Here is a 24,368-nt window from a genome sequence, read left to right on the forward strand (position 1 = left end):
ATCGGTTTCGCGTGAGTTCAACTTCATTGAAATGATGATAGAAGCACTGCGGGGTTGTGCCAAATGCACGCGTTCGTGACGCATGCTCACCTTTGATTTCTCGAACACCGGCCAGAGCCCCCTTCGGATTCAACTGGACGACCAAGGCTGAAGGACGTTACTCGTCTTTCCTTTTTCCGGTGTGCGCTGTCGGATCCTCCAACCATGCGAAATCGTCCTCTGCCGCTTCCGAAGTTCGGTTTCGGGCAAGCCCGGTCTCACCTGAATCCGCCGACCTCGTGAACCGACGCAGCACGATCCAGATGATGAAGAGTGCGCCAGTTGTTCCGGCGAGCCATCTGAGCAAGTCGTCCGAAGAAATCGGCGGCCCGGATACTTCCCCACCGGACCGATCGTCTTCCACGTTCAGGTACTTCGAGATGACGAGCGCGCCTGTCCCGTTCGACCCGCCCACGGTTTGAAACGACCGCACCTTGATGAAGAAGCCTCTCACCGACACGCGCGATCCAACGGGCACTTCACCCGGGTCGTCCGTCAGAATCACGGTCGTCACCGAACGCGACCCCTTTTCCGCCAATTCAACCTGGAAAAGCCGACCGACGCCCGGCCGATTCGGCACATCGAACCCGTGGGTACGCAGAACCTCGCCGCGCAGGAAGAGCAGGTCGCCGCGGTAGTCGCTCGGTCTCTCAAGCAGGTTTCGCCACAACGCAGGTGTCTCGTCTGTCCTGGGCCGGTATCGATCGAGATCGGCATCGGCCCGAACGAATCGGCAATACCAGTAAAATGCGGGATCGTCGAACGAAAAGACATGGTCGCGAACCGCCGACAGCAGCCGTCGCCCATGTTCCAAATCGAGAGGTTCGTTTGAGTCGCTTCGTTCGTTATCGTTGCTGACGGCCGGCGAATCGAGCTCCGGAACGGTCGGCTGGGCGACCGCCACCTCTACGAACGGCAGTATCGCGCCGAATACATGGCACAGAATCGCCGCGCGAAGCCGTTTGGAACGACTCCACCGAGGAAGGAAACACAACGGACGCAAACATTGAGTCATGTGCCAGATGTCTCAGCGGTCTGGCGTGCCTCGTTGAGTAGTTCCAGGAGCAAGCCCTGCCAGGGCGGACCTCCCAAATCAGGATGCCATGCCTGCTCGGTCTGGATTCCCTTCATCACCTCCCGGGCTTCGCCACGCCGCAACCGATGACGCAGCCAATGATAGCGGGCTTCCCAATACTCGGACGGGGCGTTGTTTCGCAACTGTCCATCCTTCAGCAGGCGTTCCCACATCGCCTCAGCCGCGAGAAGCGCCGCATCTCGATCGGACGGCAGTGTCGCGGCAGCCATGCGCTCCCGCAGCCGCGCCGCCGCGATCAGATAGTTGCCATTCGACGGGTGCTTTGAAATGAGCGATTCCAGTTCCTGCATGGCATCGGCGTATCGATCGGCCTGGGCAAGCATGTTGGCCAGACTGAAACGCACGACCGAGACATGCCGGGCATATTCCGGCCGTGACGAGATCCAATCCAGTAAGTGCCGAATTGTCGGCACTGTTTCAGCCGCCATCTTTCGAGCGTCCGACGTTCGCCCGACTTTCGCCAGACGATTCACCTCGGCCTCCATTTCGGCGGCCAGACTCACCAGGACGGTGCCGAGTTCATCGGTCGAGTTGTTCTTGAGATATTCCTCAAGGACGCGATTGGCTTCCTTGATATCACCCAAAGCCTGAAGGCAGCGAATCCGCAATCCCAAGACACGGGGACTGGGCCGGGCTTTCTCAAGCAATTCGAGCGCGCGGCGGTAGCCCCGGACGTCTTCGCTGATGAGCAGCGAACACGCGGCCAGGCGGGACTCCTCAATCCACGAAGCAATGGTCTGTTGGGGTGGCGCGGTAATTCCGGACGGTCGGCCGGATCCGCCAATAGTGGAAGTCACCGGTTCAGCGAGTTTCACAAGGTCGTCCATCAACCGGATCCAGCCGTCGACCGCTTCGCGCGCCACATCAATCTGCCGATCGGGTGCGGAATCGCGTGGTAACGCCTCGTACAGCCGCTGCCTGCATCGTGCGGCGTTTCGTCGCGCTTGCCAATACTCCGCCGATGATTCCGGAATACGCCCGTAGGCGGCGGCGGCGCGGCGAAACTCGCCGCCCTCCTCCAGCGACAAGGCCGCAACCCATCGCGCCTCGGCAGCTTCGGGATGAGACGGCATCGCACTGGCAAGCAGATCCGCTGCTTCGGCAAGCTTCAAGTAATCGTCCCGGGCATGACTCGTCGTCACCAACTGGCGCCAGCAGCGATAGGCGTAGTCGCAGGCGCGTTCCTCAATCGCCCTAGGCGGCGACTGACGGGCCTCGTCCAGGAAGGTCTCGGCCGCCGCGCGAAGTTCCTTTTGCTGAAAAAGGCAGACGCCCAGATTGAATCTTGCTTCGTGATGATGCGACGAGGCATCGGGCCGTTCGAGGAGCAATCGCCACGCCTTCTCGGCATTGGCAAATCGTTCCTCAGACATAGCCTCGGATGCGATGATCAGGATTTCGACATTCGAGAGCTGCTCGAGCGACCGCTGCCGCCCCGCCAGATCATCAAGATACACCTGCACCATTCGAGGCCAGGCGCCGCCCTTTGCCGCAAGGGATTCAAAACCGCTTAGGGCATTTTTCTCTAACGCCTCACGGCGCGGATCCTCCTTCGGCAATGTTCGCGATTCGAGCACATAGGTGCGTGCACGAATGAGCGGGGCGATTCGCACATAGAACGACGCGCCGGCATCCTGCGGCCGGAGCTTTTCAACTGATCGGCCGGCGAGCCGATCCAACCGGCGGCGAGCATCCTCGAACCGTTTTGCGCTAACCAGTGCCTTCGCAAGCTCAAACTCCGCCCGCGACGTCACGGCTAGTGACGCAGTCGAGTCGATCACACGCTCGAGCGCCGCGAGCGACTCTTGCAGGCGCCCGAGCTCGCGAAGCGCCACTCCCGCCCCAAGCAATGCGGCATACTTCTTGTCGGGATCGTTCGCGGTTCGGGAAGCCTGATCGAACGCGGCGAGCGAATCTTCGAGCATCCTCGACCGGGCCGGGTCACTCATCGCCGAAATGGCGGCAAGATACACCTCCGTCCACGCCCGGTTCAGCCGCTGCTGCTTCAAGAGCAGGGGAATCTGGTCTGCGATTCCCAGCAGCAGATACTGTTCCTCGTTCGTACGAAGGCCGATGTCGAGATCTTCCAGAATCCGACCGGCCGCCAGATAGTAGTCGCGAGCCTCCTTCAAACGAGATGCCAGTCTATCGGCATCAAACTTAATGCCAGCGGTAATTTCAAACTGATCAAGATCGGCCGCGACTGAGTAACGCAGAATAAGATCGCCCAACTCGACTCTCCATTGAGCAATATCAAAGGAGCGACGCTCACCGCGCATCCAGCTCGGGTCGGTCGATAATTGGATTACCCGACGATACTCTTCGATCGCACGGTTCAACAGCCGCTCTCGCACTTCCGCGGACTTCTCGGTGGCGGCGGCATGGGCAAATGCCCTGGCAATGTAGACCCGGTGCATCACGGGCGCGTCGGCCAGCAATTCCTCAACCAGTTCCGGCATATCGCGCTGGATCAGTCCCACGACCAGGCGACGCTGATCGGAAGGCAGGCTGTCGTCCGGCTCGTCAGCCGCGCGCGCAGCCGAAGCACCAATGAGTAACAATGCAGCGGCCGTGATGGCGCGAAGAAACGGACCGAAGTCGGGCGTTGCGTGGAATCGCGTCGAACCGCATGAGTCAGGGTTTCGCAGCCTTTGCATCAGTTCACGTCGATCTTCACATTCGGATTCACGGCGAATTGGATGTTTCCGAAGCCGGAGCGGACGCAGGCGTCCATCGCAGAGATCACGCACTGATACGGGACTCCCGGTTCGGATCCGATGAGGATGCGCCCCTGCGGATCCGCGCCAGCCTGAAGGCGTTCATGCAGAAGGGCCGCCAATGCGGCAAACGAATTTTCAGAAAGCTCGCGATCCATCAGGACGATGCGGCATCCCGGTGGCGATTCCTGCTCCATCAGGACGATCTGGACAATCGGCACGACTGACACCTGCGCGCCGCCGCCGGGGCCGACCTGCGAAGGCAACTCCGTCGGCAGGACGCCCTCAGACACGGTGACGCTCGTTCCCAGCATGAAGAAAATGAGAATCACCATGACGACGTCAACCATCGACGCGAGATTCGGTGCGTAGCTTGCGGTGACAGGGAAACCGCGACGAGGCGTCATTGCGAGGTCTCCTCGCGCGGCACGGCGCTGAATGTGACTTTCTGAATTCCCGATTTCGCGCAGCCCAGCATGACCGCCTGCACATATTTATAGGGCAAACTTCGCTCGGCGCGGATGACGCAGTTCACCTCTCCGCGACGGGCGCGCTCGCGCTGAAGACGCTCAAGCAAACCGGAGAGCGTTGTCTCCTTTTCCTGCACAAGGTAGATCGCGCCATCGCCGCCGGTCGTTCGGGCATCGCGAATATTGATGACCAGCCGATCGCCGAGTTCCTTTCGTTCAACGGTTTTCGCGGAGACTGCAAGCGGCAGATCGATCGCACTGTTCTCGTTTTTCACCATCTCGGTTGTCAGCATGAAGAAAACCATCAGGCACATGGTCACGTCGACCATTGAAGCCAGGTTGATCTTGACAGGAGTTGGTGGCGGTGGTGCTTTCATCATCTCACTGCACTCGTCAATCCGCGAGCTGCACGGGTCCCGGCGGATTCAGCGGAGCCGCTGTGGGGCGCGGTACGGTCGATCCGGGAAGCGACCCTGTGAAAGGCCCGGCGGACACGGGAGCAGCGCCAGCCGGCGTTACGTTTCCAGCGATCGTCGATGCGCCCCCGGCTGCTGTGCCCGGCACCACCGGAGCCGGTCGGAAATACTCAAGAATATCGACCGACGAGGCATGGGCGGCGACCGTCAGCGAATCGACACGATTGCGACAGATTCCGAAGAAGAGCATCGACACGATCGCCACGATCAATCCGAGAAAGGTGCTTACGAGCGCAAGGCTGATTCCGCCGGCAAGATTGTCCGCCCCGTAGGCACCGGATCGCATCCGCTGAAAGGACTCGATCATGCCGATGACTGTGCCGAGCAGACCGAGCAGCGGGCAGATGTTGCCAATGATGTTCAGGTACTCCACGCGTCTGAACAAGCGGCTGCGCCACGCCATCGCGCGCTCCTCGACCGCCTCCTGCATCGCCTGAAAGCCGTGCCTTCCGTGTCGAAGGCCGACGGTCAGCACGTCGCCGAACATCGTCCTGCTCTTGCTGAGCTTCTCGATGCATTCCTTGAACTGTCGCCGCTCCACAAGTTCGCGGGTTTCCCTGACCTCCGCTTCCGAGATCATCGTCGATCGCCGAATCGTGAAGAAATGTTCAAAGATAATGATCGCCGACCAGAGGGAGATCAGGCCCATCACCGGCCCAAGCCAACCAGCGCCGGTCATCACGATCTGCAGGAAGGATGCCTGCGAATTTGCAGGCGCCTGATCGGCAGCCAGAACCGGCGTGGCAAACGATGCCACCAGCATCATTCCGGCAAGTGGCAATACGTGTCGGCGACCTGAGTCTGACACACACTTCATAAGTTACTTCCTCAGTTTTGCATTAACTATTCGGCATCGATTCGCATTGCCGGCATCATCAGCCTGGCTGCATCGAGCGACCGCGCCTCGCGGCGGACCTGACTATGACCGATTCACATCGGCCTGCGTTACATGTTTGAAGCTACCGCCGTTGGACTCGGCGATGGACCGCAGCACCCGCTCGCCCTTCCCCATCGTATCGTAAATGAACAGGATCGTGTTGACGATCGTCCGGTTGCCGCGGTTCCGCTGTTTGATCTGTGCGATAATTTTTTCGTTGTCCTCCCCGAAGTCACCGTCAGACAAGAGGAACATGATGTCCGGGCGGTATCCGAGCGCCTTGCGAATCGCGTCCAGCGGTTCGGTCTGTCCCTCGGGCACGACGCGTTTGATCGCATCAAACGCCGCACGCTTGTTTTCGGCTGTTGCCTGACGCAGCCGGGTGGACCATTCGGTTGCCTGGCCTTGATTGAACCAGATTACGTTGAACATCTGATCCGCGTCGAGCGCGCCGATTGCCCGCATCAGCTCGCGTTGCAGTGACGTGAATGTGTCGCTCATTGAGCCGCTACGGTCCATGACGTAAATGATGGAACGCGCCTGCTGGCCTTTTCCGACGCCCCACATTCCGCTGATCGGGCCGCCACCGGCCACGTCGCGATCGCCGAGCCCGCTGCCCTGGCCATCGCTCGAGCTCGCGACACCGACCGCGGCTCCCGTTCCAACAATATCGCCCTGCCTCAACTCCTCCACCGCGATCGAATTCAGGCCTGAACTCCCGACGTCAACGGCCTGAACCTGAAGTGACTTCTCATTCTTGAGCAGGCTCGACAGGTCCTGGATCACGTCGTCCGGGTCAGACTGCCCCGCTTGCCGAGAGTCCGGACGATCGAGGTTGGCCTTGCCTGGAAAGAGAAAACTGCCTGTCTGCTCTGTTGCGGTGGTCTGGGCTACGACACGCGCTGTAAATTCACTGTTCATTCGGCTTGCGCCGACACCGGCCGCCCAACCGCTCAAGCTCAACAGGAAGACGAATAGCAGATGGCAAAGCAGGCTTAACCCGAATGGGCCGAGGTGATGAACAATTTCGGCTCCGAACGATCTTTCCAGTCCCGTTCCTGCACGGCGCGGCGCTGAGCGAGCGATGCGTCGTCCAGCCGGGGCAGGTTGGGCTGTTCGGGGGGGCAATTGCGGGGCTCCTTCCACGGTGCGGCGACCGTGCGACCCGCCGGCGTGTCGCGTGGTATGCAAAAAACGGACGATACCGAATTATATCGGCCAACAGACGTCGTTCAACGAATCCCCCGCTGCGCGTCCAATTCCATTCGACCGACGTCGCAGACGTGTCCTGGTCAGAGGCTCGGATGCACTCCAGAGACTCATATCACCACGTCCCGTAAGACTTTGACCCCACTCCGCGCGGATGGTAGGATCTGAATGAGGGGATTCAGGGGAATTTGGTCGTCGCTTGGGCAGTCGCAATTTCGGTTGGTGATCGACCGGAATAGCAGCATGCCTCATACCGGACGGGTGACTGCAACCCAGTCGCCATCCCTCGCGTGTTTGAATGAGATCCCGCACCATCGGGGCGGCACTGCGTCCGAGATGACGCGGTGGGCATTGCCGGGAAATCGGAGTCGGACCTTGGATCGCGCGATTCGGATTCTCATTTCCGCGCTGTTCTGCACGGGAATCGTGTCCACGGAGACGCTTCGCGCCGACGATCTCGATCTTCCCGACGGAACCTCCTCAGTGGAGAAAACGGCCCAGTCGCAAGACACCGGTTCCGCACGTCAGCCCGGCAGGAATGACTCGCGGACCGGCTCCGTCAGTCGGGCCTATGAAGCGCTCGACCGCGGTGAAGCGGATGCGGCCGCGGCAATCATTTCCGAGCGCGGGCTGAGCGTTTCCGCCGTCGACCGGCATACGATCGAAGGTCGTATATCATTTCTGAAAGGTCGCCTTTCACCCGCGCGACGGTCACTTCAATCGGCCATCAAGCTGGATGCACGCCGGGCAGATAATCACTACTGGCTTGGCCGGGTATATCAGTCTGACGGCGCCCATGCACTTGCGGTATCGAGCTTTCAGCGGGCCTACTCGCTGGGACTGGACAGCTGCGATCTGCACCTGAATTGGGCTCGCTCGCTCGATGCGTCTGATGTCGTGCTTGGAGAGGTGCGCCAAGAGCGCTGGAACACTGAATTTACCGTCACGCCGTCGATCGGGCAATTCGCATTTGACGGCATCGTCGCTCAGCATGTTCGCGGGCGACCTGATGTTGTGATCGTCGCCCCGCAACGCAGCGCGATCTACCAGATCCATAGGGCGATCGCCGCCGATCCGAATCGTGCTGATGCGAAGTGTTTCGCCGGCGCGCTCTGGGCAAAGTTGAATCAGCATCGAATGTCCGTAGAGTTGATCGAATCGGCGCTTCGAGCGCTGAAGCCGACCGATCGCGCCCGAGGTCATGAAATCCTGGCGACCAGTTCGCTCGCTCTGGGTCGCCTCGATCGGTATATCGAGCATACGAAGGAACACATGCGCCTCTCGGGCGGCATTGATACCGGACGGCTGGCAGCCGCTTACGATGTCGCCGCCGACGAAGCATCGGCCCGCGGGCAATTGAAAAAGCAGATCGGCTACCTCACATTTGCAGCGGAATTGGACACGACTCCTCAGCGCCTGATTCGACTGGCTGATGCCCTGCTTCTGGCACAGCGTGCCGAGGACGCCCACCGCTATCTGACGGACGCACTCGAGAAACGACCTTCTCGCGCCGAGCGCGCGGAGATCAATCAGCGCCTCGCAAGGACCAGCTTCCTCACCGCACCCGAAAGCTCCCCCCCCTGACCGGATGTCAGCGTGCGGCAGACGATTGAACTTCTATGAATATCGCCCTTGTCACCTGCCGAAAGCTGCCGGATTGGGAAATCGATGATCGCCCGTTGAAAACGGCGTTCGCAGCCCGCGGCGCGATGACCCTTCATCCCACCTGGGACGACGCATCTTTCGACTGGACGTCCTGCGACGCCTGCCTGATCCGAACGACATGGGATTATGTCCCGCGACGAGATGAATTCGTCGAATGGGCCCAGCGGGTTGACAAAGTGACACCCATCTTTAACCCGCCGGAGATCGTGCGATGGAACACCCACAAGGGGTATCTCCGCGATCTGGAACTCCGTGGCATCCCGACGATTCCAACGATCTGGCTCAAGGCGGGCGGCGAGGACTCGCATTGGCGGGAATCAATGGCCGAGCGGGGCTGGAAGCGAGGGTTTCTCAAGCCGGTGATCGGATCCGCGGCCCATGACACCCTTCGGTTTGACCTTACGCCCGAAGGCACGGCTTCGGCTTCGCAGCACCTCCAGCGTCTTGCCTCCGGCCGCCCCATGATGCTTCAACCCTACCTGTCCCGGGTTGAGTCCGAAGGCGAATACTCCGTAATCCTGATTGACGGGCAGGTTTCTCACGCGGTCCGAAAGTTCCCGGTACCCGGCGATTACCGCGTCCAGGATGATCATGGAGGCAAGGACGAGCCTGCGGACCTTGATGCCGCAGTCCTGACACTTGCACGTCGAATCGTCCAGACGGCGGGAGACTGGGTCAGCCGGCCCGTCGACAGGCCGCTGCTCTACGCCCGGGTTGACCTGCTCCGCGACGACGAGGGGAATTTCGTGCTGACAGAGCTGGAATTGGTTGAGCCGTCGCTCTTCCTGCGACACGGTCCCGCGACGGCCGACTGCCTTGCCGATGCATTGCTCAAGCGTCTGGAAGGCCGCAAGTCGTCCGGAGACTGACCCACCGAACCGCTATCTGTGTTAATCCACGTCACCCATTCCCTGCAATCGCCAGGTTCTCACGATGATTCGCCACTGCGGGTGTCGGAAGGCGGGATCTATCCGATCTTTCCAGGAAGCAAGTTCATCCTCATGGAAAGTGAGCGGTTCCCCCGCTTCTTCGTAAAATGCCGCTAACAATTGACGAAAAGCTATCCAATCCGTCAGTTCCGCGAAGCCGGCCGTTTCAAGCGTCATGAGCAAGGTCGGGCGTTCTCCCGTCGCCAGACGATGCGCCATCGCCCGCGGCGTCACCGCGAAGTCGGCATCGGGGGTGCTCGAGTCGTCCTGCTCCTCGTAACAGGCCAGCCATTCTGACGGATCGGCGCGAAGACTGTCGAACCATGTACGCGGCGTCGCAATCGGAGAAAGCAGATCCACGGGTTGAATCTGACGCTCGATCGCGCTTCGGTTGGAGTCCGTCGCGCGATGCAGCGCAAAATAGTATCGAGCCGAGGGGTGGGAGCAGACTGCGTCGGGATATGTTCGATGCCAGTTCTGCTCGTAGAGCCGGCGCGTCACCGATTCAAACGGATCGAGCCATCGCAGGCTCGACCAGTTCCGCTCAGTGGCGTAGTTCACTGCGCAGCCGATCCAGCCGAGACCCATCGCAATTCCCGCGACCCTTGCTGGCCAATCCCGCTTTGATCCTGCGACGGTCGCGGCGCCGGCGGTTCGTGCAGTTTCAACATTCAACAGCGCGGCGACAAGAATGCAGAACGGCCCGCTGATGATCATGACATACTTATCAATCAGCGTTCGCGACAGGATGCCTGCCAGCACCGCCCCGGTCGTAAACAGAAAAAGGATCGCGATGGATCGATGGGAAGCGATGGTTCGTCCGGCACCGACGAGCGCGCGCCACAATGCGACGCCCCCAGAGGCCGCTGCTACGCCGAACGGCACCCAAACCCAATATGCGGTTGGTCCCGCAAGGTTGCCAGCCAGAAGCGTCATGCCGATCCGGATACTCGATGAAAGGCACGCCGACACTCCCCCGCCCGTCGGCGGGAAGTGGACGACATGGTGCCAGAATACAGGCACCCACGGTGCATAGAGGACGGCAGCCACCACGCCACCGATGGAATGCATCGCCAGCGCGCCGTGATTCGACCTGTCACGAACCATGACGCACAGCCAGATCAGTCCGACCATGACCGGACCGAAGTAGTTTGTATAGCAGACCGCGGCGGCCAGGCCTCCCCAGAGCAGTCCACGGCGCAGCGCCTCAGGTCGATGCCACTTCCGGTTGTCAGCCTGGCCCCCATGCACGAACTCGTCCTGATTCGATGAAGGGACAGGCGGCATGCTTGCCGAATACCGCAGCAATAAAGCCAGAAGCAGAAAGACCAGACTATACCAGCGGCCCGCAAAACCGAAGAACAAATGGGCGGGATGCAGCGCGGCCAGCAGGAATGCCGTGTCTGCCACCCGCGCATCGAACCATGCCGCCGCCGCTCGGCGAAGGACGAGAATTCCGGCGAGGAAGAAAAGAATGGACATCCCGCGTAGTGCCAGTGGACTGACGCCGAGGAACCACACCCAGACGTGTTGAATGAGGTAGTAGAACGGGGGATCGGGGTCGTCGCCGCGCCAGAGGGCCCGCAGCAACTCGGGCAGCGGCACCGCATAAAGGCGACAACTCAGCGCCTCGTCATCGAAAACCGTGAACGTGACGGCCGCGTGGACCATGAACGCGCCGACAATCAGGCAGACGATCACGATCCCCAACGGCACAATCCGGTGACGGTACTGCCATGAGATTGGCACAAGTTCAGATGGGCGTGATTCGGTCAAACGGTCGCCGTCTGCTGGTTAACGCTCACGCCGAACCGACCGCAATGATTAGTTCGCCTGAGCGACAGTTCGCTCGCCGCGGTCCACGAAACGAACCTCCGTGCCAACCGACACGAATTCGGCCAGGCGAAGCACATCCCAGTTCGTCAGGCGGATGCAGCCGTGCGAGCCGGTCTTACCGATCAACTCCGGCTCCGGCGTGCCATGAATTCCGTATCCCTTTTTATCGAGGCCGATCCAGCATAGTCCCACCGGATTGCGCGGCCCCGGCGGAATCTCAAGATTCCGGTCGATCCCTTTCACTTCCGGCCAGCTTTCCGGCTTGAATGTGTATATCGGATTCTTTGTGATGGTTGCCACCTTGCAGATTCCCGCAGGCCGGTCCTTGGTCTCTCGCGCAATAGAGCAGTGGAACAATCCCACCAGCCGATTCGCGCTATCGAACGCGCGAACAATCTTGTCCTCAAAGTGAACTTCGACACGGGCGGCCATCGAGGCGGGCTTGGTCCGCTTCACATTCGGAATGATTACGATATCACCGGCCTTGAGAGATTTCACGTCTTTGCCGACATTGAGCCGCTCAACCAGTTTCCGGCTGCAATGCCCATGATAGGCCGCAACACATAGAAGCGAATCGAACCCCAATCGAGTCGCCCTTGACTTGGCGATCCAGTCAGCCGGGCACTCACCCACCTGGGCCACATCGTCAGCCGTCAGTCGGTAGGGTGTGGTGGCCGGTTCGACATCAAACCGAAGTGCAGTTCGGGTCTCTTTGTCCAATTCACCGGTTGCAGGCAGTCCATTCACCGATTGAAACGCCTTCAGGCCCATCATCGTCTTGCTTCCGATCAAGCCGTCGATGATCCCCGGTGAAAATCCTGCTCGATCGAGGGCCGCCTGCAACGCCACGGCTTCGGCTAAACTCATCACGCTTTTCGATTTGGTGACCGGCTTCGGTGTCGTCGACGATCCGGATCGTGACGATGTCTTCCCTTTTGACGTCGTTGTCCGCCGGGAATCAGCCGCCGACGTACGAACGCCGGATGTCGCTGCGGACGCCCCCTTTTTGCCAAAATCCTGCGGCTTCGTGCCTCTCAACAACGCCTGTGCGGATGCGACGCCGGCAAACGGGAAGAGCATCATTATGAGCGTGGCGACAAAAATTGAACGAGCGGCACACCATTGCAGCATATGCGAATTCCTTCCATGGATTGGGAATACAAGGTCTCCGATCCATTGTATCGGCAGATTGCCCTTCTTGCCCTGACCCATCAAAACGACGAAGGCGTCCGGCCGATTCTGGGTCGCCCGGACGCCTTGTTTTCGTCAGTAAAGGATGCACTCCCCTGCAATTCACTGATTCAATCGGGGCGAACATCGAGCCTGCCGGCGTCGAGTTACCGGCGGCGGCGGCGGTTCGACGCCCGAAGGCTGACGAAACCAAGCGACATTGTCGCCAGGCCGAAGATGCTCAAGATGCCTTCGGCACATGCGCCGCGCGTGGGAATCGGCGGCACATCGCTGTCTGACGCCGCGATACTGGTGTTCACACGGCAGGTGTAGGTGAACTTGTACGGCTCGGCGGGATTCTCCTCGTTCTGGAGTTCGCCGCTGCCTTCCCATCGCATCTCCACGTTCCGAGCGCTGCCAACCCGATCGGAGAGCGTTCCTTTGGACTTTGCCTCGAGCAGGACCGGCGATTCAAACCCGAAGGTGCTCAGGTTGTTCCGAAAGCTGATCTGGTAGACGTCGTTGGTTTCAAAGGTCTTCGACGCGCTGTCGTAGGTGCCCGATGAAGACGTAATGCGGATGTCCAGCCGTCCCGTACTGATGCCCAGCGGGAGCATCAGGGGATCAATCTGCTGAATGTAGTCAACAAACCGCGCCGTGCCGGCCTGCTCGTCGATCTCCAGCTTGTAACGGGTGAAGAATACATTGGATGTCGAATTGATTCCGAGATCGGGAAAAATCAACTGGAAGTTTGTAACGACTGCGCTGTTTTCAAAGGCGTTCAGTACGACCGGTTCCGCGCTCACCCGGGACGCTGAAAATCCGACTGCGATCGTCGCGCACGCCAGAATTGACGAGATCCTCTTCATACTAATCTGCTCCTTTCAATTTGAGGACTGACGGCCGAGCGATGCGCGGAGTAATGGATTTCGCGAAATCGCCCGGCGGCTCTGATGATCCGCTATCTAGAAACTAATCTGGACGCGACGCACGCTGCCCAGCATCACCACTTCAATCAAAGTCGCATTGTCAACGGACTTTGCGTCCAAAGCAATACACGGTCCCGTCTTCGTCGCCGATTACCAAATGACCCCGGCCGGCGGCAGGCGACGCGCTGATCGCTGACCCCGTGTCATATTCCCAGACCGATTCTCCGGTTCGAAGTGACAACGCATACAGCCGACCGTCGGAAGATCCAACAAACACCCGGTCCCGAAGACCGATCGATCCGCCCTTTCGATCCGACTCGCCGACAGCCGGCCTTGACGTCGGCAATCGGCGGTCAATTGGATCTTCCACGACAATGAGCGGCGACGAATCAACCCGCCCCTGCGTGCGAAACGACCACCTCGATACGCCTGTCTCGCGATCGAGTGCGTGAACGAACTTATCTCGCCCACCGATCACTACCAAATCGCTTGTGACGGCCGCCGACGAGTGAAAAGGAAACGAGCGATCAGGATTCTCGTAGACCCAGACCTGTCTTGCCGTTTTCCAGTCGATACACAATACGCGGTTTCCGAGAGTGCCGAAGTAGGCATGATCGCCCCAGAGTGCCGTGGAGGAGGCGGTCTGGGCGCCCACATCGGCCTCGCGCAATTCGCTGCCGTCTGCTAGCTTGAGCACGCGCAGCCTGCCATCACAACCCCCGACGACGACGCACCCGTCGGAAATCCCAAGTGTGCTGTGTACTTGCGCCTCTGTTGTGAACTTCCATAGCGGAGAGCCATCCGCTAATGAAATACAGTACACCAAGCCATCGTAAGAGCCAAAGACCACTCGATCGCCACTCGGGTTGGGAGACGATACGATCTCCGTGCCCGTGTCGAAAATCCAACGCTTCGACCCATCCGACATCCGAATGCAGTGCATGCGACCGAGTTCATCGCCGAACAAGACCGACTCGCCAACCACCGTTGGAGACGACTTGATTGCGGCGGACTCGCTCGTGGCGTATTTCCATTTCAAACTTCCATTGGCAAGGCGCAAACAGTACAGATTCCCGTTCTCGCAGCCCACATAGACGCTATCGCCGACGATGGCCGCACTGGATGTCACCGGCTCGCGCCCCTCGGTGACGAACTTCCAGAGCAATTCGAGTCTCTGCGGCAGCGTCGTGGACGCAACCCCATTGAGCTGCGAATTGCCTCGGAACATCGGCCAGTCGTCCACCGCATCCGAGGCGGCGGAAGCCGCCGATGTCAAAAGCACGGTCGAGCAGGCAATCGCCGCGCCCCGAACGAACGACGCCGCGCGATGCATGTCCGCGCGGCAATACCTCGCGAACCCTCGCCGCCAACCAACGACGCCATGCAAACAACAAAATCGCATGAAACCGTAACCGGACACCATCAATCCAGATTCGATCGGACGCGCCGCGGCTCAACCGGACACGACTTCGGTCTTCGCTAAACGGGCTTGAACTTCAGAACTAACGCGGCGCCGCCGGCCGCGAGCAGAATTCCAACGAAAAACCGCCAGTCGGGCATGGTTGACGGCGGATGGACCACCATATTCACGCATACGCTCATGATCGGTGCGCCTGCGAAGACCAGCGACGGCACAACCCGCGGATCGCCGCCAGTGATAAGTGAGAGAATGATTCCGAGCGCGCCCAATGCGCCCAGTACACCAGCAAAAGTGGAAATGCCGACCGCTTTGCTCGGAAACGTCAGCGGCTCGGCCTTCATGTAAAGCAAGATACCCGGGACGAGCACGGCAACGAGAAAATAAGCCAGTCCGACGAAGAGAAACGCGCGGATGGGTCCCTTCGGCGTGCCGAAGGCGAGTTGTCCGCTGTGAATCGTCGGGACATAGGCGCCCCAGAAAATCACCGTGCCGATCACGTACCACCACCAAGCCTTCATTCATCACCTCGTTAAAAGCCGCGGTCGTCACAGTGCCAAATTCATGGCACCAGCTTCGACCGAATCTCCTCAGGAATTGCAACGGACTCAAACTTGTTACCCTGCCACCGACAGCAGACCATTTTTATGCGTCCGCGAGCCGTCCGCGTTCCGCACTTCATAAAGGTCGCTTCATAAGTCATGGACTTTTCGCGGACGTCTGTCACCGTCATATGAACATCGACGACATCCTCGAAGTATAGCGGCGCGAAGTACTCGCAACTGACCTGTACGCGCGGCCAACTTATTTCTATGCCGGCGACATTCTGCATGACGCTCATGCCGAGGGAACGAAGAAATGCGTGCTCCACCTCTTCCATCCAGCGAAAGTAGTTTGAAAAATGCATCACTCCCGCGAGATCGGTCTCAGAAAACTGGACTCGCCGCTGGATCAAGAATTCCCTGGCCATGCTTCGGACTTGCTCCTTTTCATCACCGCTGTCGCATCAGCCACACGATTGCCCCACACGCCCCCCAATTGCATCGCCGACGGCGCGATCGCATCAAGGCGGGCGTCACGCATCAGGTCATCCGGTTCGCCGATTCAGAATGACGGCTGACCGCGGCTGCGACGGCCCGTACTATATCCGATTGCTGAAATGCTGCCGCGCTGACTGTCGGACGATTGTACCACCGCGTCCAGCACAGCGACGGTTGCATCAGCGCGAGTCATCCAGGGACCGCATGATGACAGGACGCTACACGCATCGACAGCCACGACCGGGCGTTCTGATCGCTTGCAACGTCGGCATGCACATGATCATCGTGCTGACCGGTCTGAACAACGCCCTCGCCGAACCGCCGTCGCCCCGGCAGCCCACGAGAAACGTTCTACTGATTCATTCCGGCCATCCGGATTCCGAGTACACCCGACTTCAGGATGTTGCCATTCGCTCGGCATTGAGCGAGCCGGACCTGGGTCCGATTGTGTATCACGTGGAGTATCTGGATCTCGCGCGGCGAGAGGCAACCCCAGAGTACCTTGACCGCCTTCTGAGCCTTTTTGAATTGAAGTATGCGCCCGCGCAAATAGATCTGATTATCACAACCGACACACGCGCGGTCAGTTTCCTTGCGGGGCCGGGACGAACACTGCTGCCCGGTACGCCTCTTGTATTCTCAGGACTCATCGCCAATCAGGTGGATCTCAGGATCATCGAACGGCCCATGACCGGGGTTATGGAGAATCTCGACATCGGAGACACTGTTCGTGCTGCGACGAAAATTCTGCCGAACTCATCGCGCCTGGTGGTCATATCGGATCAATCCGGTTCAGGCGTTTCGATTCGCGCATTGGCGAAAGAAGCCGTTCCGCGAGCCGCTCCCAACATTCCGACGCTGTGGATCGATGATCTGACGGTGACGGAGATTCTCGATCGCGCCGCGTCGTTCACTTCTGACGAGATCGTCCTTCTGCTTGAACTTCACGATCCCGAGGGTCGCACCTATCAACACCCTGATTCGGCCCTCTCGAGACTCTGCCGGATCAGTCGCGCACCGATTTTCGCCTGCTATGACGTGTTTCTTGGCACGGGAATCGTCGGTGGCAAACTGACGAGCGGCTCCGAACAGGGGCGTGCGGCGGGTAAACTGGCTGCGCGCGTCCTGCGCGGCGAGAAGGCGGGCGCAATTCCAATTGTTCGCGAAAGTCCGAATCGATACCTGTTCGACTACGCGGCGATGCAGCGATGGTCGATTTTGGAAGATGGCCTGCCCAACGGCAGTCACGTGCGTTTCAGGCCGAAAAACTTCTTTCGAACCTACCGCAAGTATATTCTGCCGGCGCTGGCCGCGATCGCATTGCAGACCGCCATCATTGTCGCACTCCTGGTCTCTCGCCGACGGATTCTGGCGGCGGAACGGGCACTCCGCGAAGAACGCGACCTGCTGAACTCCATCATGGAATTCGCTCCGGCCGGTATCATGCTTTTTTCTGATTCAGGACGGCTTACCTATGTCAATCGATGTGCAGCGGACCTGGTCGGGGAAACTCCATCCAGCTTACTCGGCCGACGATTCGATGATCCGGCGTGGCAATTAAGGAATCCCGACGGCCGACTTCGGGACCCAGGCGAATACCTGGTAAGTATCGCGATTTGTACGGGCGCGTCGGTATTGAACCGCGAGAGCGAACTGCATCGGAGCGACGGCACATGCCGTTTCCTCAGCGTTTCGGGAATTCCAATCAAGAACGACTCGGGCAAGCTGCGTTATGTGCTGCTAATGATGGATGACGCAACCGAGCGACACGTCGCTCAACAGGCGCTGGTACGTTCCAACGAAGAACTGGAAGAGCGCGTGCGGGAGCGCACCTCCGAGTTGATGGAGTCGAACCGGGCTCTACGGGTTGCCATCCGGGAGCGTGATAACGTTGCTCTCGAGAGCCGTCGACGACAGGATCAACTCGCGCATGTGCAGCGCGTCGCCACGATGGGTGAAATGGCGACCGGTCTGGCCCACGAAATCAATCAACCGCTTGCCGCCATTACGACCTACACACAGGGATGCCTTCGCAGGCTGGAAACAAGCGATGCGGATTCGGCCGGTTTGCTCGGGCCGCTCAGGGAAATTGCCGGGCAGGCACAACGCGCGGCGGAGATCGTCCGCCGGTTGAGAGCCTTTGTCCGCAAGGATCGGCCCGCACTGACCTCAATCAACGTCAACCAGTTGGCGCTGGAAGCGACGCGAATGCTGAGTGCCGATGCGGCGACACACGGCATTCAGGTCGGCCTTGAATTGGCCGACGGAGTTCCGACGATCAATGCCGACCCGATACAGTTTGAGCAGGTGCTGCTGAATCTGATTCGCAACGCGATGGAAGCAGTCAGCCTGCGAGCCGACGAGCCGAAGCGCGTTTCTGTGCAGACCCGATGGGAGCGGCCGGATCGAGTGCATGTAGAGGTTCGAGACAATGGACCTGGCATCTCCCCGGAGGCGCTGAACAGACTTTTCGAACCCTTCCACACCACAAAGCCTGACGGACTCGGCATGGGACTGCCGATCAGTCGATCGATCATCGGAAGTTTCGGCGGCCGGCTGGACTGCATCGAGTCGGCGCCGGGGCGGACGGTGTTTCGCATCGTGGTTGATGCGGCGGCTCTTCGCGAACAATGAACAACCCAGTTCTGCCGCGCTCCCGGCGCGCTTCGATCGCCACGCTTCGCGACGCATCAGCGCCGCGGCTCCTCCAGCGGCGCGGACGACGGTTGCCGACCGTCCTTGATTCGAAAGACGACATACTCTGCGTTGCGGTTCTGCTGCCAGTCGCCGGGTGGATAGATCAGTTCAGCGAAGTCCCTCGCGGCGGCAAGCTTGGCGGACAGCGGTCGATGGTCGCGATCGCTGATCACATAACGGGCGCCGAAGTAATCGCGAATGTCCTCGATGCGGATGTCCAGATCCTCGCGGATTTCCCTGCCGCCAGGGTCCGTGTGCTTGTACTGGGATTTGGTCGGGACCTGGCCGCGCGTGATTCGGACGAATCGCTCCCAGAGATCGGGACGCCGGTCGTGCGTGAACTTGGGATCAAGACCGACGATGTAATGGTTGTACGAGTTGTAATAAAAGTATGTCGGGAAGTCGTCCCAATCGCTCGTGAAGATGATGTCGCCGGGCCGCGAGTCCGCCTTGATGGCGGCCATCATGGCGCGAATTTCGGCGACGTCGTAGCTGCATTTGTTGATCTTCCGCACTTCCAGCCACATTCCGGAACCGAGGATCAGGCCGAAGATCAGGGCGGCGGCGAAGAGCGGCGTGAGCCAGAGCGCTTCGCGCGTGCGCCGGGTCATCCGGAAATGATCGCGCAGGCCCGCGACAACGCACGGCAGAGAAACACCGATCAGCAGCGCCACCCACATGCGCCACGATGCCGCCATCGACAGCATGATTTCGCGCGGCCTGCTCATTCTCCACGCGTTCACGAGTAGCCAGGACACAATGAACAGTCCGGCCGTCGCCCAGAGCAGGCGCAGCAGCAGCCCGGTCGTGCCCGGCGTGCGTGTGAGGTCGCGGCGAAACCACTGCCGGACGGCATGAAGGCCGGGCTTTGCCAGGACGGCGGCGCTGACCAGGCAGAAGGCGGGCCAGTATTCGATGAAACGTCTTGCCTTGAGCGTCAGGATCAGAAACGCGAAGTTCAGGAGCACCAGCGCCAGCTCGTTGGCCGTCAGCCGCGGCCCGAGCCGCAGCCGGATGACCAGCGAGACGGTCCAGATTCCGAGTATCGGTCCGGCGAACAGGACGAAGAACCACCAGACGTCGTTGTAAGGCGACCACTCCGTGCCGACCTGAATGTCGGGCGTCAGGCCCGATCCGAAGACCTGCAATCGCAGGAATTCAAACATGTTGCCGCAATACGGATGAAGCAGAATCGCCGCGATCCAGGCCCCGGCCGTCCCGATCGCGATCTTCCACGGAATCCGGCGATCCTCCGGGAGGCCGAACAGGCTCGCGACCACAAAGCACGCCACCACGACCGGCGCATACATCACGGCGCCGAGATACAGATGGATGGACAGCGCCGTCACGATCGCGGCGAGAATCCACCGGCCGCGAAACATGGACCCGCACAGCAGCAACATGCAGAAGAGGGCCGGACTGATGGCTCGCACGTAGGAGTGCCGCGTGTAGAAATGGATCGGCATCAGGAAAAACGCCATGACCCACAGGCCGCGCCAGGGCACGCCCTCGCTGCGAAGGATCGCGTGAAAGATCACGACCACCAGCGCAAAATACGTGCAGATCGCCCACCGCGCGCCGATCAGTTCGTCGCCCAGCAGCCATCGGCTGAAGGCCGTAAAGGGAATGAGCGACACATGAAAGCCATAGTGATGGCTGACGAAGGCGTCGCCATCCTTCGTGAAGTAGGCGAACTGGAGCCACGGAAATGTCCTGACCAGCCCGACCTCGGGCATCATGACCGCCATCTTGACGTGATAGAACGAGTCGTTGCCGGGCAGACCCGCTTCCGGCCCCGGCTTCGCGTCCGGGTGGTTCATCAGGAACGCCATGAAGACGTAGCCGATCACGAAGATCGCGGCGGATTCGACAACGTCCGCGATCCGGCGCGACGGCGAAGCGCCGGACGGCGAACGCGGGAGACCGGCGGCCGCGGAGGGGTTCGACACACAGGGCTCGGTCATGCGGGATCTCACGAGCACGAGGCGATCCGGCGGCGACACGGCGTCCCGCGCCACCCCACGGCGCGGCACGATACCCGTTTCGATGCGCCGCCGCCATCCCCGGCCCCTCGCACCGTGGCGAGCCACGGTCGCGGCGCGCGGCTTGCCGCCCACCGGCCCGCCGTTAATAATCGCGGATTCGACTCGGGCAGCCGGCGCCTGGCCGCCCGCGCGAACACGATATGGCAAAGACCGACTCAAAATCCTACGACCCGGCGGCGGTCGAGAAGCCGCTCTTCGAATACTGGGAGGGCGCCGGCCACTTCAAGGCCCAGCCGCGCGGCAGCGCCCCGCCCTTCTGCATGGTCATTCCGCCCCCCAATGTCACCGGAGCGCTCCACCTCGGCCACGCGCTGAACAACACGCTCCAGGACATCCTCATTCGCCACCGGCGGATGCAGGGTTTCAACACCTTCTGGCTCGTCGGCACCGACCACGCGGGCATTGCCACGCAGGCGACGGTCGAGAAGACGATCCGCAAGACCGAGGGCAAAAGCCGCCACGATCTGGGCCGCGACGAACTGGTCCGGCGCATCTGGGACTGGAAGGCGAAATACGGCAGCCGCATCGTCGAGCAATTGAAGCTGATGGGCTGCTCCTGCGACTATTCGCGCGAGCGGTTCACGCTGGACGAGGGCTGCGCGAAGGCGGTGCGCGAGACGTTCTTCAAGCTCTTTTGCGACGGGCTGATCTACCGCGGCAAGCGGCTGGTGAACTGGGACACGGAGTTGCAGACCGCCGTCGCCGATGACGAGGTGTATCACGAGACGGTCAAGGGCCATTTTTATCACCTGAAGTACCCGATCGAGAATCCGCCGCCCGGCGGGCCGGCGTTTGTGCACGTCGCCACGACGCGGCCCGAGACGATGCTGGGTGACACGGCCGTGGCAGTCCATCCGCGGCCGGATGTCGCGCTGGACAGGGCCGAGGCCGCCCTGCGCGAGAAGCTCAAAAGCGCGCCGGAAAAAGAAAAAGCGGACCTCGCGGCCCAGATCGACGCGATCATCGAGCGCCGCACGGCGATCCTGCCCGCGCTGCTGAAACTGCGCGACCTGGCCAAGGCCGGAGCGAAGATACGACTCCCGCTCACGAACCGCATCATCCCGCTCATCCTCGACGAATGGGCGAAGCCGGAACTCGGCAGCGGCTGCGTGAAGATCACCCCGGCCCACGATGCCAACGACTACGAGGTCTACAAGCGCCACCCCGGGATCGGGATCATCAACGTCCTGACGGCGGACGGCAAAATCGCGGAAGTGGTCGAGCTGGATGGCAGTGCCAACCCGGCGTCACCCGCGTATGCCGGTCTCAAGTTCGCGACGGCCGGGCGCGAAAAAGTGGTGGCCGACCTCACCGCCGGCGGCTTCATGGAGAAGATCGAAGACCGCCAGATCGAGATCGGGCATAGCGACCGCAGCAAGTCGATGATCGAGCCGTTTCTCTCGGATCAATGGTTCGTGAAGATGGGCGACCTCACCGCCGGGGAGGCGGCCCGCATCAGCCCCGGCCCGTTCCGCGACTATCTGGATGGGCACTCCGATGCGCAGGAATTGCCGGATTCCGCCGGACAAGGCCCTTCGGCGGCCTCCGGGAGCCCTTCGGCGGCCTCCGGGAGCCCTTCGGCGGCCTCCGGGAGCCCTTCGGCGGCCTCCGGGAGCCCTTCGGCGGCCCGGCGCAGCCCGCTGCCGGAACAAATAACCCACTTTTCATCGCAAAAAGTGGATGATTTGTCGCAAAACATGTCAGATTCGGCGCAAAACTCAAATGATTCGTCGCAAACATTGCAGGATTTGGAACTAAAATCACTGCTTTTGTCACAAAAGCAGGATGATTTGGGACAAAACTCGACCGATTCGGGACAAATGTCGGCAGATTCGGTGCAAGGTGGCCCTGTGGCGCCGCGCCGCGGTACTGCGGCGCCGCGCCGCGGTACTGCGGCAGCGCGCCGCGGGCCTGCGGAGGAGCGCCAGGAGGACGCGGCCGCGCAAAAAATGCCCGGCCTGGCCCAGTTCGCCATCGACGCGGTGGCCGATGGCCGCGTCAAGTTTCACCCCGACCGCTACGCGAAGACCTACATCGACTGGCTCAGCGAAAAGCGCGACTGGTGCATCAGCCGCCAGCTCTGGTGGGGGCACCGGATTCCGGTGTGGACAGGCAGGACTCCCGCTCAAATCGGCGCTTGGGGTGTTAAGCCGGATAAGCTAAAAAAATTATCCGTCGAGTATTTCATCCCTGATGACATCGTGCCTGAAGTCAAGAATACGACGATCCCGGAGACAAGCGGAGATAACGCAGCTCGCACTTGGTTTGTGTGCCTGCGAGGCGAACCCAATGCGGACGACTTGAAGATCCTTGAAGAAGCCGGCTTCACGGAACGAGACCCCGACGTCCTCGACACGTGGTTCTCCTCGGCGCTCTGGGCGCACTCGACGCTGGGCTGGCCCGAACCGCAGCGGTATGACAACCTGCTCGCCACCTTCTACCCAACGAGTGTCTTGTCCACGGCACGCGAAATCATCACGCTCTGGGTCGCCCGCATGGTCATGTTCGGCCTCTACAACCTCGGAAAAGTGCCCTTCAAGGACGTGGTGATTCACCCGGTCATTCAGGATGGCCAGGGCCGCAAGATGTCGAAGACGCTCGGCAACGGCGTCGACCCGGTCGACATCATCGACAAGTACGGCGCGGACGCCCTGCGCTTCACGCTGGCCGAGCTGGCCACCGAGACGCAGGACATCCGCATGCCGGTGACGAAGGAGCGGCAGGCCGATGGGCGGGAGATCAACGTCAGCACGAAATTCGAGAAGGGGCGGAACTTCTGCAACAAGCTCTGGCAGGCCGCGACCGGCTACGTGCTGCCCAACGCCGAGGGCCACACGCCGCGGCCGCTGCATCGCGATCAACTGAAGCTCGAGGACCGCTGGATTCTGTCACGCATGACCAGTTGCCTGATCCGGGTCGATGAGGCGCTGGCGACGTATCGCTTCAGCGATGCGGTCGGCGAGCTCTACCGCTTCATGTGGGACGATTATTGCAGCGCCTACATCGAGATGACCAAGTCGAGGCTGTCGGCGGATCAGGGCGATGTCGCCAGGCAGGTGCTGCTGTTCGTGCTGGATCGGCTCCTGCGGATGCTCCACCCCGTCACGCCCTATGTGACCGAAGCGATCTGGCAGGAGATCAACCGGGTCGCCCCGCGGCGCGGACTCTATGTGATCGAACAGCCCGATCAGCCGCTGATCTCATCCCACTGGCCGGCGGTCGACAAATCGTGGCAGGATGCCGGCGTCGAGAATGAGATGGCGCACATCCAGGACATCATTCGGACCGGGCGCGAGATTCGAACGAGGGTGAATGAGTATCGCTCGCAGGCCAAACAGCCGACGATCCGCTCGCTGCCCCGCATGGTGGTGACCTCGGATGCCGCGACGTGCGCCTCGTTCAAGGCGCATGCGGAGTTCATCCGCTCGCTGGCCGGGTGCGATGAACTCGTGGTGAGCGAATCTGCCGCCAAGCCGCCCGGCAGCCTGTCGCGCGTCGTCGGGGCGATGATCGTGCATGTGCCGGCGGCCGATCTGATCGATCTGAGCCTCGTGCGGGCGACGGAGGAAAAGAAACTGGCGGAGCTTCGGGCCGCGCTGGAGCGCGCTGAGAAGCAGTTGGCGAACCCTAACTTCGTGCAGCGGGCGGACCCCGGCATCGTCGAGCAGGCGCGAAGCCGGGCGGCCGAGCTTCGCATGCAGATCGAAGCGGGAGAGCGGCACCTGTCGGAACTTGAATGACCCGCCGGAGTGAAGG

At 60.8% G+C, this 24,368-nt stretch carries 17 protein-coding genes; 4 read left to right on the forward strand and 13 right to left on the reverse strand.

Features of this window, described 5'->3' with window-relative positions:
- Positions 1-157: 157 nt before the first annotated feature.
- The 6 genes from KF841_00505 to KF841_00530 form a co-directional block, all read right to left on the reverse strand.
- Positions 158-1,054, reverse strand: a complete 897-nt coding sequence (locus KF841_00505; GenBank protein MBX3393823.1) for a hypothetical protein — start codon at positions 1,052-1,054, stop codon at positions 158-160.
- Positions 1,051-3,792, reverse strand: coding sequence for a tetratricopeptide repeat protein (locus KF841_00510; protein ID MBX3393824.1), 2,742 nt, complete (start codon positions 3,790-3,792; stop codon positions 1,051-1,053). Before KF841_00510 ends, KF841_00505 begins: the two co-directional genes overlap by 4 nt.
- Positions 3,792-4,259, reverse strand: coding sequence for a biopolymer transporter ExbD (locus KF841_00515; protein ID MBX3393825.1), 468 nt, complete (start codon positions 4,257-4,259; stop codon positions 3,792-3,794). Before KF841_00515 ends, KF841_00510 begins: the two co-directional genes overlap by 1 nt.
- Positions 4,256-4,702, reverse strand: coding sequence for a biopolymer transporter ExbD (locus KF841_00520; GenBank protein ID MBX3393826.1), 447 nt, complete (start codon positions 4,700-4,702; stop codon positions 4,256-4,258). Before KF841_00520 ends, KF841_00515 begins: the two co-directional genes overlap by 4 nt.
- 13 nt (positions 4,703-4,715) lie before the next feature.
- Positions 4,716-5,615 (reverse strand): MotA/TolQ/ExbB proton channel family protein, encoded by a 900-nt coding sequence (locus KF841_00525; protein MBX3393827.1) that lies wholly within the window; start codon positions 5,613-5,615, stop codon positions 4,716-4,718.
- 102 nt (positions 5,616-5,717) lie between these two features.
- On the reverse strand, positions 5,718-6,596 hold the full coding sequence (locus KF841_00530) for a hypothetical protein (GenBank protein ID MBX3393828.1): 879 nt from the start codon (positions 6,594-6,596) through the stop codon (positions 5,718-5,720).
- A 663-nt stretch (positions 6,597-7,259) separates the two neighbouring features.
- Here KF841_00530 and KF841_00535 point away from each other — a divergent pair.
- Together KF841_00535 and KF841_00540 are read left to right on the forward strand one after the other, a co-directional pair.
- On the forward strand, positions 7,260-8,468 hold the full coding sequence (locus KF841_00535; protein MBX3393829.1) for a hypothetical protein: 1,209 nt from the start codon (positions 7,260-7,262) through the stop codon (positions 8,466-8,468).
- Positions 8,469-8,503: 35 nt separating this feature from the next.
- Positions 8,504-9,418 carry a hypothetical protein gene (locus tag KF841_00540; protein ID MBX3393830.1) on the forward strand — a complete coding sequence of 305 codons (915 nt, stop codon included), beginning with the start codon at positions 8,504-8,506 and terminating at the stop codon, positions 9,416-9,418.
- A 21-nt stretch (positions 9,419-9,439) separates the two neighbouring features.
- Here KF841_00540 and KF841_00545 read toward each other — a convergent pair whose 3' ends face one another.
- The 6 genes from KF841_00545 to KF841_00570 form a co-directional block, all read right to left on the reverse strand.
- Positions 9,440-11,188, reverse strand: coding sequence for a hypothetical protein (locus tag KF841_00545; protein MBX3393831.1), 1,749 nt, complete (start codon positions 11,186-11,188; stop codon positions 9,440-9,442).
- A 114-nt stretch (positions 11,189-11,302) separates the two neighbouring features.
- Positions 11,303-12,181 (reverse strand): murein L,D-transpeptidase, encoded by an 879-nt coding sequence (locus tag KF841_00550; GenBank protein ID MBX3393832.1) that lies wholly within the window; start codon positions 12,179-12,181, stop codon positions 11,303-11,305.
- Between the two features lie 470 nt (positions 12,182-12,651).
- Positions 12,652-13,353: a hypothetical protein gene (locus tag KF841_00555; protein MBX3393833.1), complete on the reverse strand. Its 702-nt coding sequence runs from the start codon at positions 13,351-13,353 to the stop codon at positions 12,652-12,654.
- Positions 13,354-13,513: 160 nt separating this feature from the next.
- Positions 13,514-14,746 carry a PQQ-like beta-propeller repeat protein gene (locus KF841_00560; GenBank protein MBX3393834.1) on the reverse strand — a complete coding sequence of 411 codons (1,233 nt, stop codon included), beginning with the start codon at positions 14,744-14,746 and terminating at the stop codon, positions 13,514-13,516.
- A 146-nt stretch (positions 14,747-14,892) separates the two neighbouring features.
- Complete coding sequence (locus tag KF841_00565; GenBank protein ID MBX3393835.1) at positions 14,893-15,351, reverse strand: hypothetical protein; 459 nt, start codon at positions 15,349-15,351, stop codon at positions 14,893-14,895.
- Positions 15,352-15,392: 41 nt separating this feature from the next.
- A complete protein-coding gene (locus KF841_00570; GenBank protein MBX3393836.1) occupies positions 15,393-15,800 on the reverse strand; it encodes an acyl-CoA thioesterase in 408 nt (135 codons plus the stop codon).
- A 274-nt stretch (positions 15,801-16,074) separates the two neighbouring features.
- On the opposite strand from KF841_00570, the gene KF841_00575 reads away from it, so the two are divergent.
- A complete protein-coding gene (locus tag KF841_00575) occupies positions 16,075-18,504 on the forward strand; it encodes a PAS domain S-box protein (GenBank protein MBX3393837.1) in 2,430 nt (809 codons plus the stop codon).
- Positions 18,505-18,560: 56 nt separating this feature from the next.
- On the opposite strand, the gene KF841_00580 is transcribed toward KF841_00575, so the two are convergent.
- The gene (locus KF841_00580; protein ID MBX3393838.1) at positions 18,561-20,531 is read right to left on the reverse strand and encodes a hypothetical protein; all 1,971 of its coding nucleotides are present in this window, start codon (positions 20,529-20,531) and stop codon (positions 18,561-18,563) included.
- Between the two features lie 221 nt (positions 20,532-20,752).
- Here KF841_00580 and KF841_00585 point away from each other — a divergent pair, with 221 nt between their 5' ends.
- Positions 20,753-24,352 (forward strand): valine--tRNA ligase, encoded by a 3,600-nt coding sequence (locus tag KF841_00585; protein MBX3393839.1) that lies wholly within the window; start codon positions 20,753-20,755, stop codon positions 24,350-24,352.
- Positions 24,353-24,368: the final 16 nt, after the last annotated feature.

The organism is Phycisphaerae bacterium, from assembly GCA_019636475.1.
Taxonomy (GTDB): Bacteria; Planctomycetota; Phycisphaerae; order UBA1845; family UTPLA1; genus JADJRI01.

Coding starts and splice junctions, on each gene's coding strand:
- KF841_00505 (MBX3393823.1), bottom strand. CDS start 1,054: ATGACTCAATGTTTGCGTCCGTTGTGTTTCCTTCCTCGGTGGAGTCGT.
- KF841_00510 (MBX3393824.1), bottom strand. CDS start 3,792: ATGCAAAGGCTGCGAAACCCTGACTCATGCGGTTCGACGCGATTCCAC.
- KF841_00515 (MBX3393825.1), bottom strand. CDS start 4,259: ATGACGCCTCGTCGCGGTTTCCCTGTCACCGCAAGCTACGCACCGAAT.
- KF841_00520 (MBX3393826.1), bottom strand. CDS start 4,702: ATGATGAAAGCACCACCGCCACCAACTCCTGTCAAGATCAACCTGGCT.
- KF841_00525 (MBX3393827.1), bottom strand. CDS start 5,615: ATGAAGTGTGTGTCAGACTCAGGTCGCCGACACGTATTGCCACTTGCC.
- KF841_00530 (MBX3393828.1), bottom strand. CDS start 6,596: ATGAACAGTGAATTTACAGCGCGTGTCGTAGCCCAGACCACCGCAACA.
- KF841_00540 (MBX3393830.1), top strand. CDS start 8,504: ATGAATATCGCCCTTGTCACCTGCCGAAAGCTGCCGGATTGGGAAATC.
- KF841_00550 (MBX3393832.1), bottom strand. CDS start 12,181: ATGAGTTTAGCCGAAGCCGTGGCGTTGCAGGCGGCCCTCGATCGAGCA.
- KF841_00555 (MBX3393833.1), bottom strand. CDS start 13,353: ATGAAGAGGATCTCGTCAATTCTGGCGTGCGCGACGATCGCAGTCGGA.
- KF841_00560 (MBX3393834.1), bottom strand. CDS start 14,746: ATGCATCGCGCGGCGTCGTTCGTTCGGGGCGCGGCGATTGCCTGCTCG.
- KF841_00565 (MBX3393835.1), bottom strand. CDS start 15,351: ATGAAGGCTTGGTGGTGGTACGTGATCGGCACGGTGATTTTCTGGGGC.
- KF841_00570 (MBX3393836.1), bottom strand. CDS start 15,800: ATGGCCAGGGAATTCTTGATCCAGCGGCGAGTCCAGTTTTCTGAGACC.
- KF841_00575 (MBX3393837.1), top strand. CDS start 16,075: ATGATGACAGGACGCTACACGCATCGACAGCCACGACCGGGCGTTCTG.
- KF841_00580 (MBX3393838.1), bottom strand. CDS start 20,531: ATGACCGAGCCCTGTGTGTCGAACCCCTCCGCGGCCGCCGGTCTCCCG.
- KF841_00585 (MBX3393839.1), top strand. CDS start 20,753: ATGGCAAAGACCGACTCAAAATCCTACGACCCGGCGGCGGTCGAGAAG.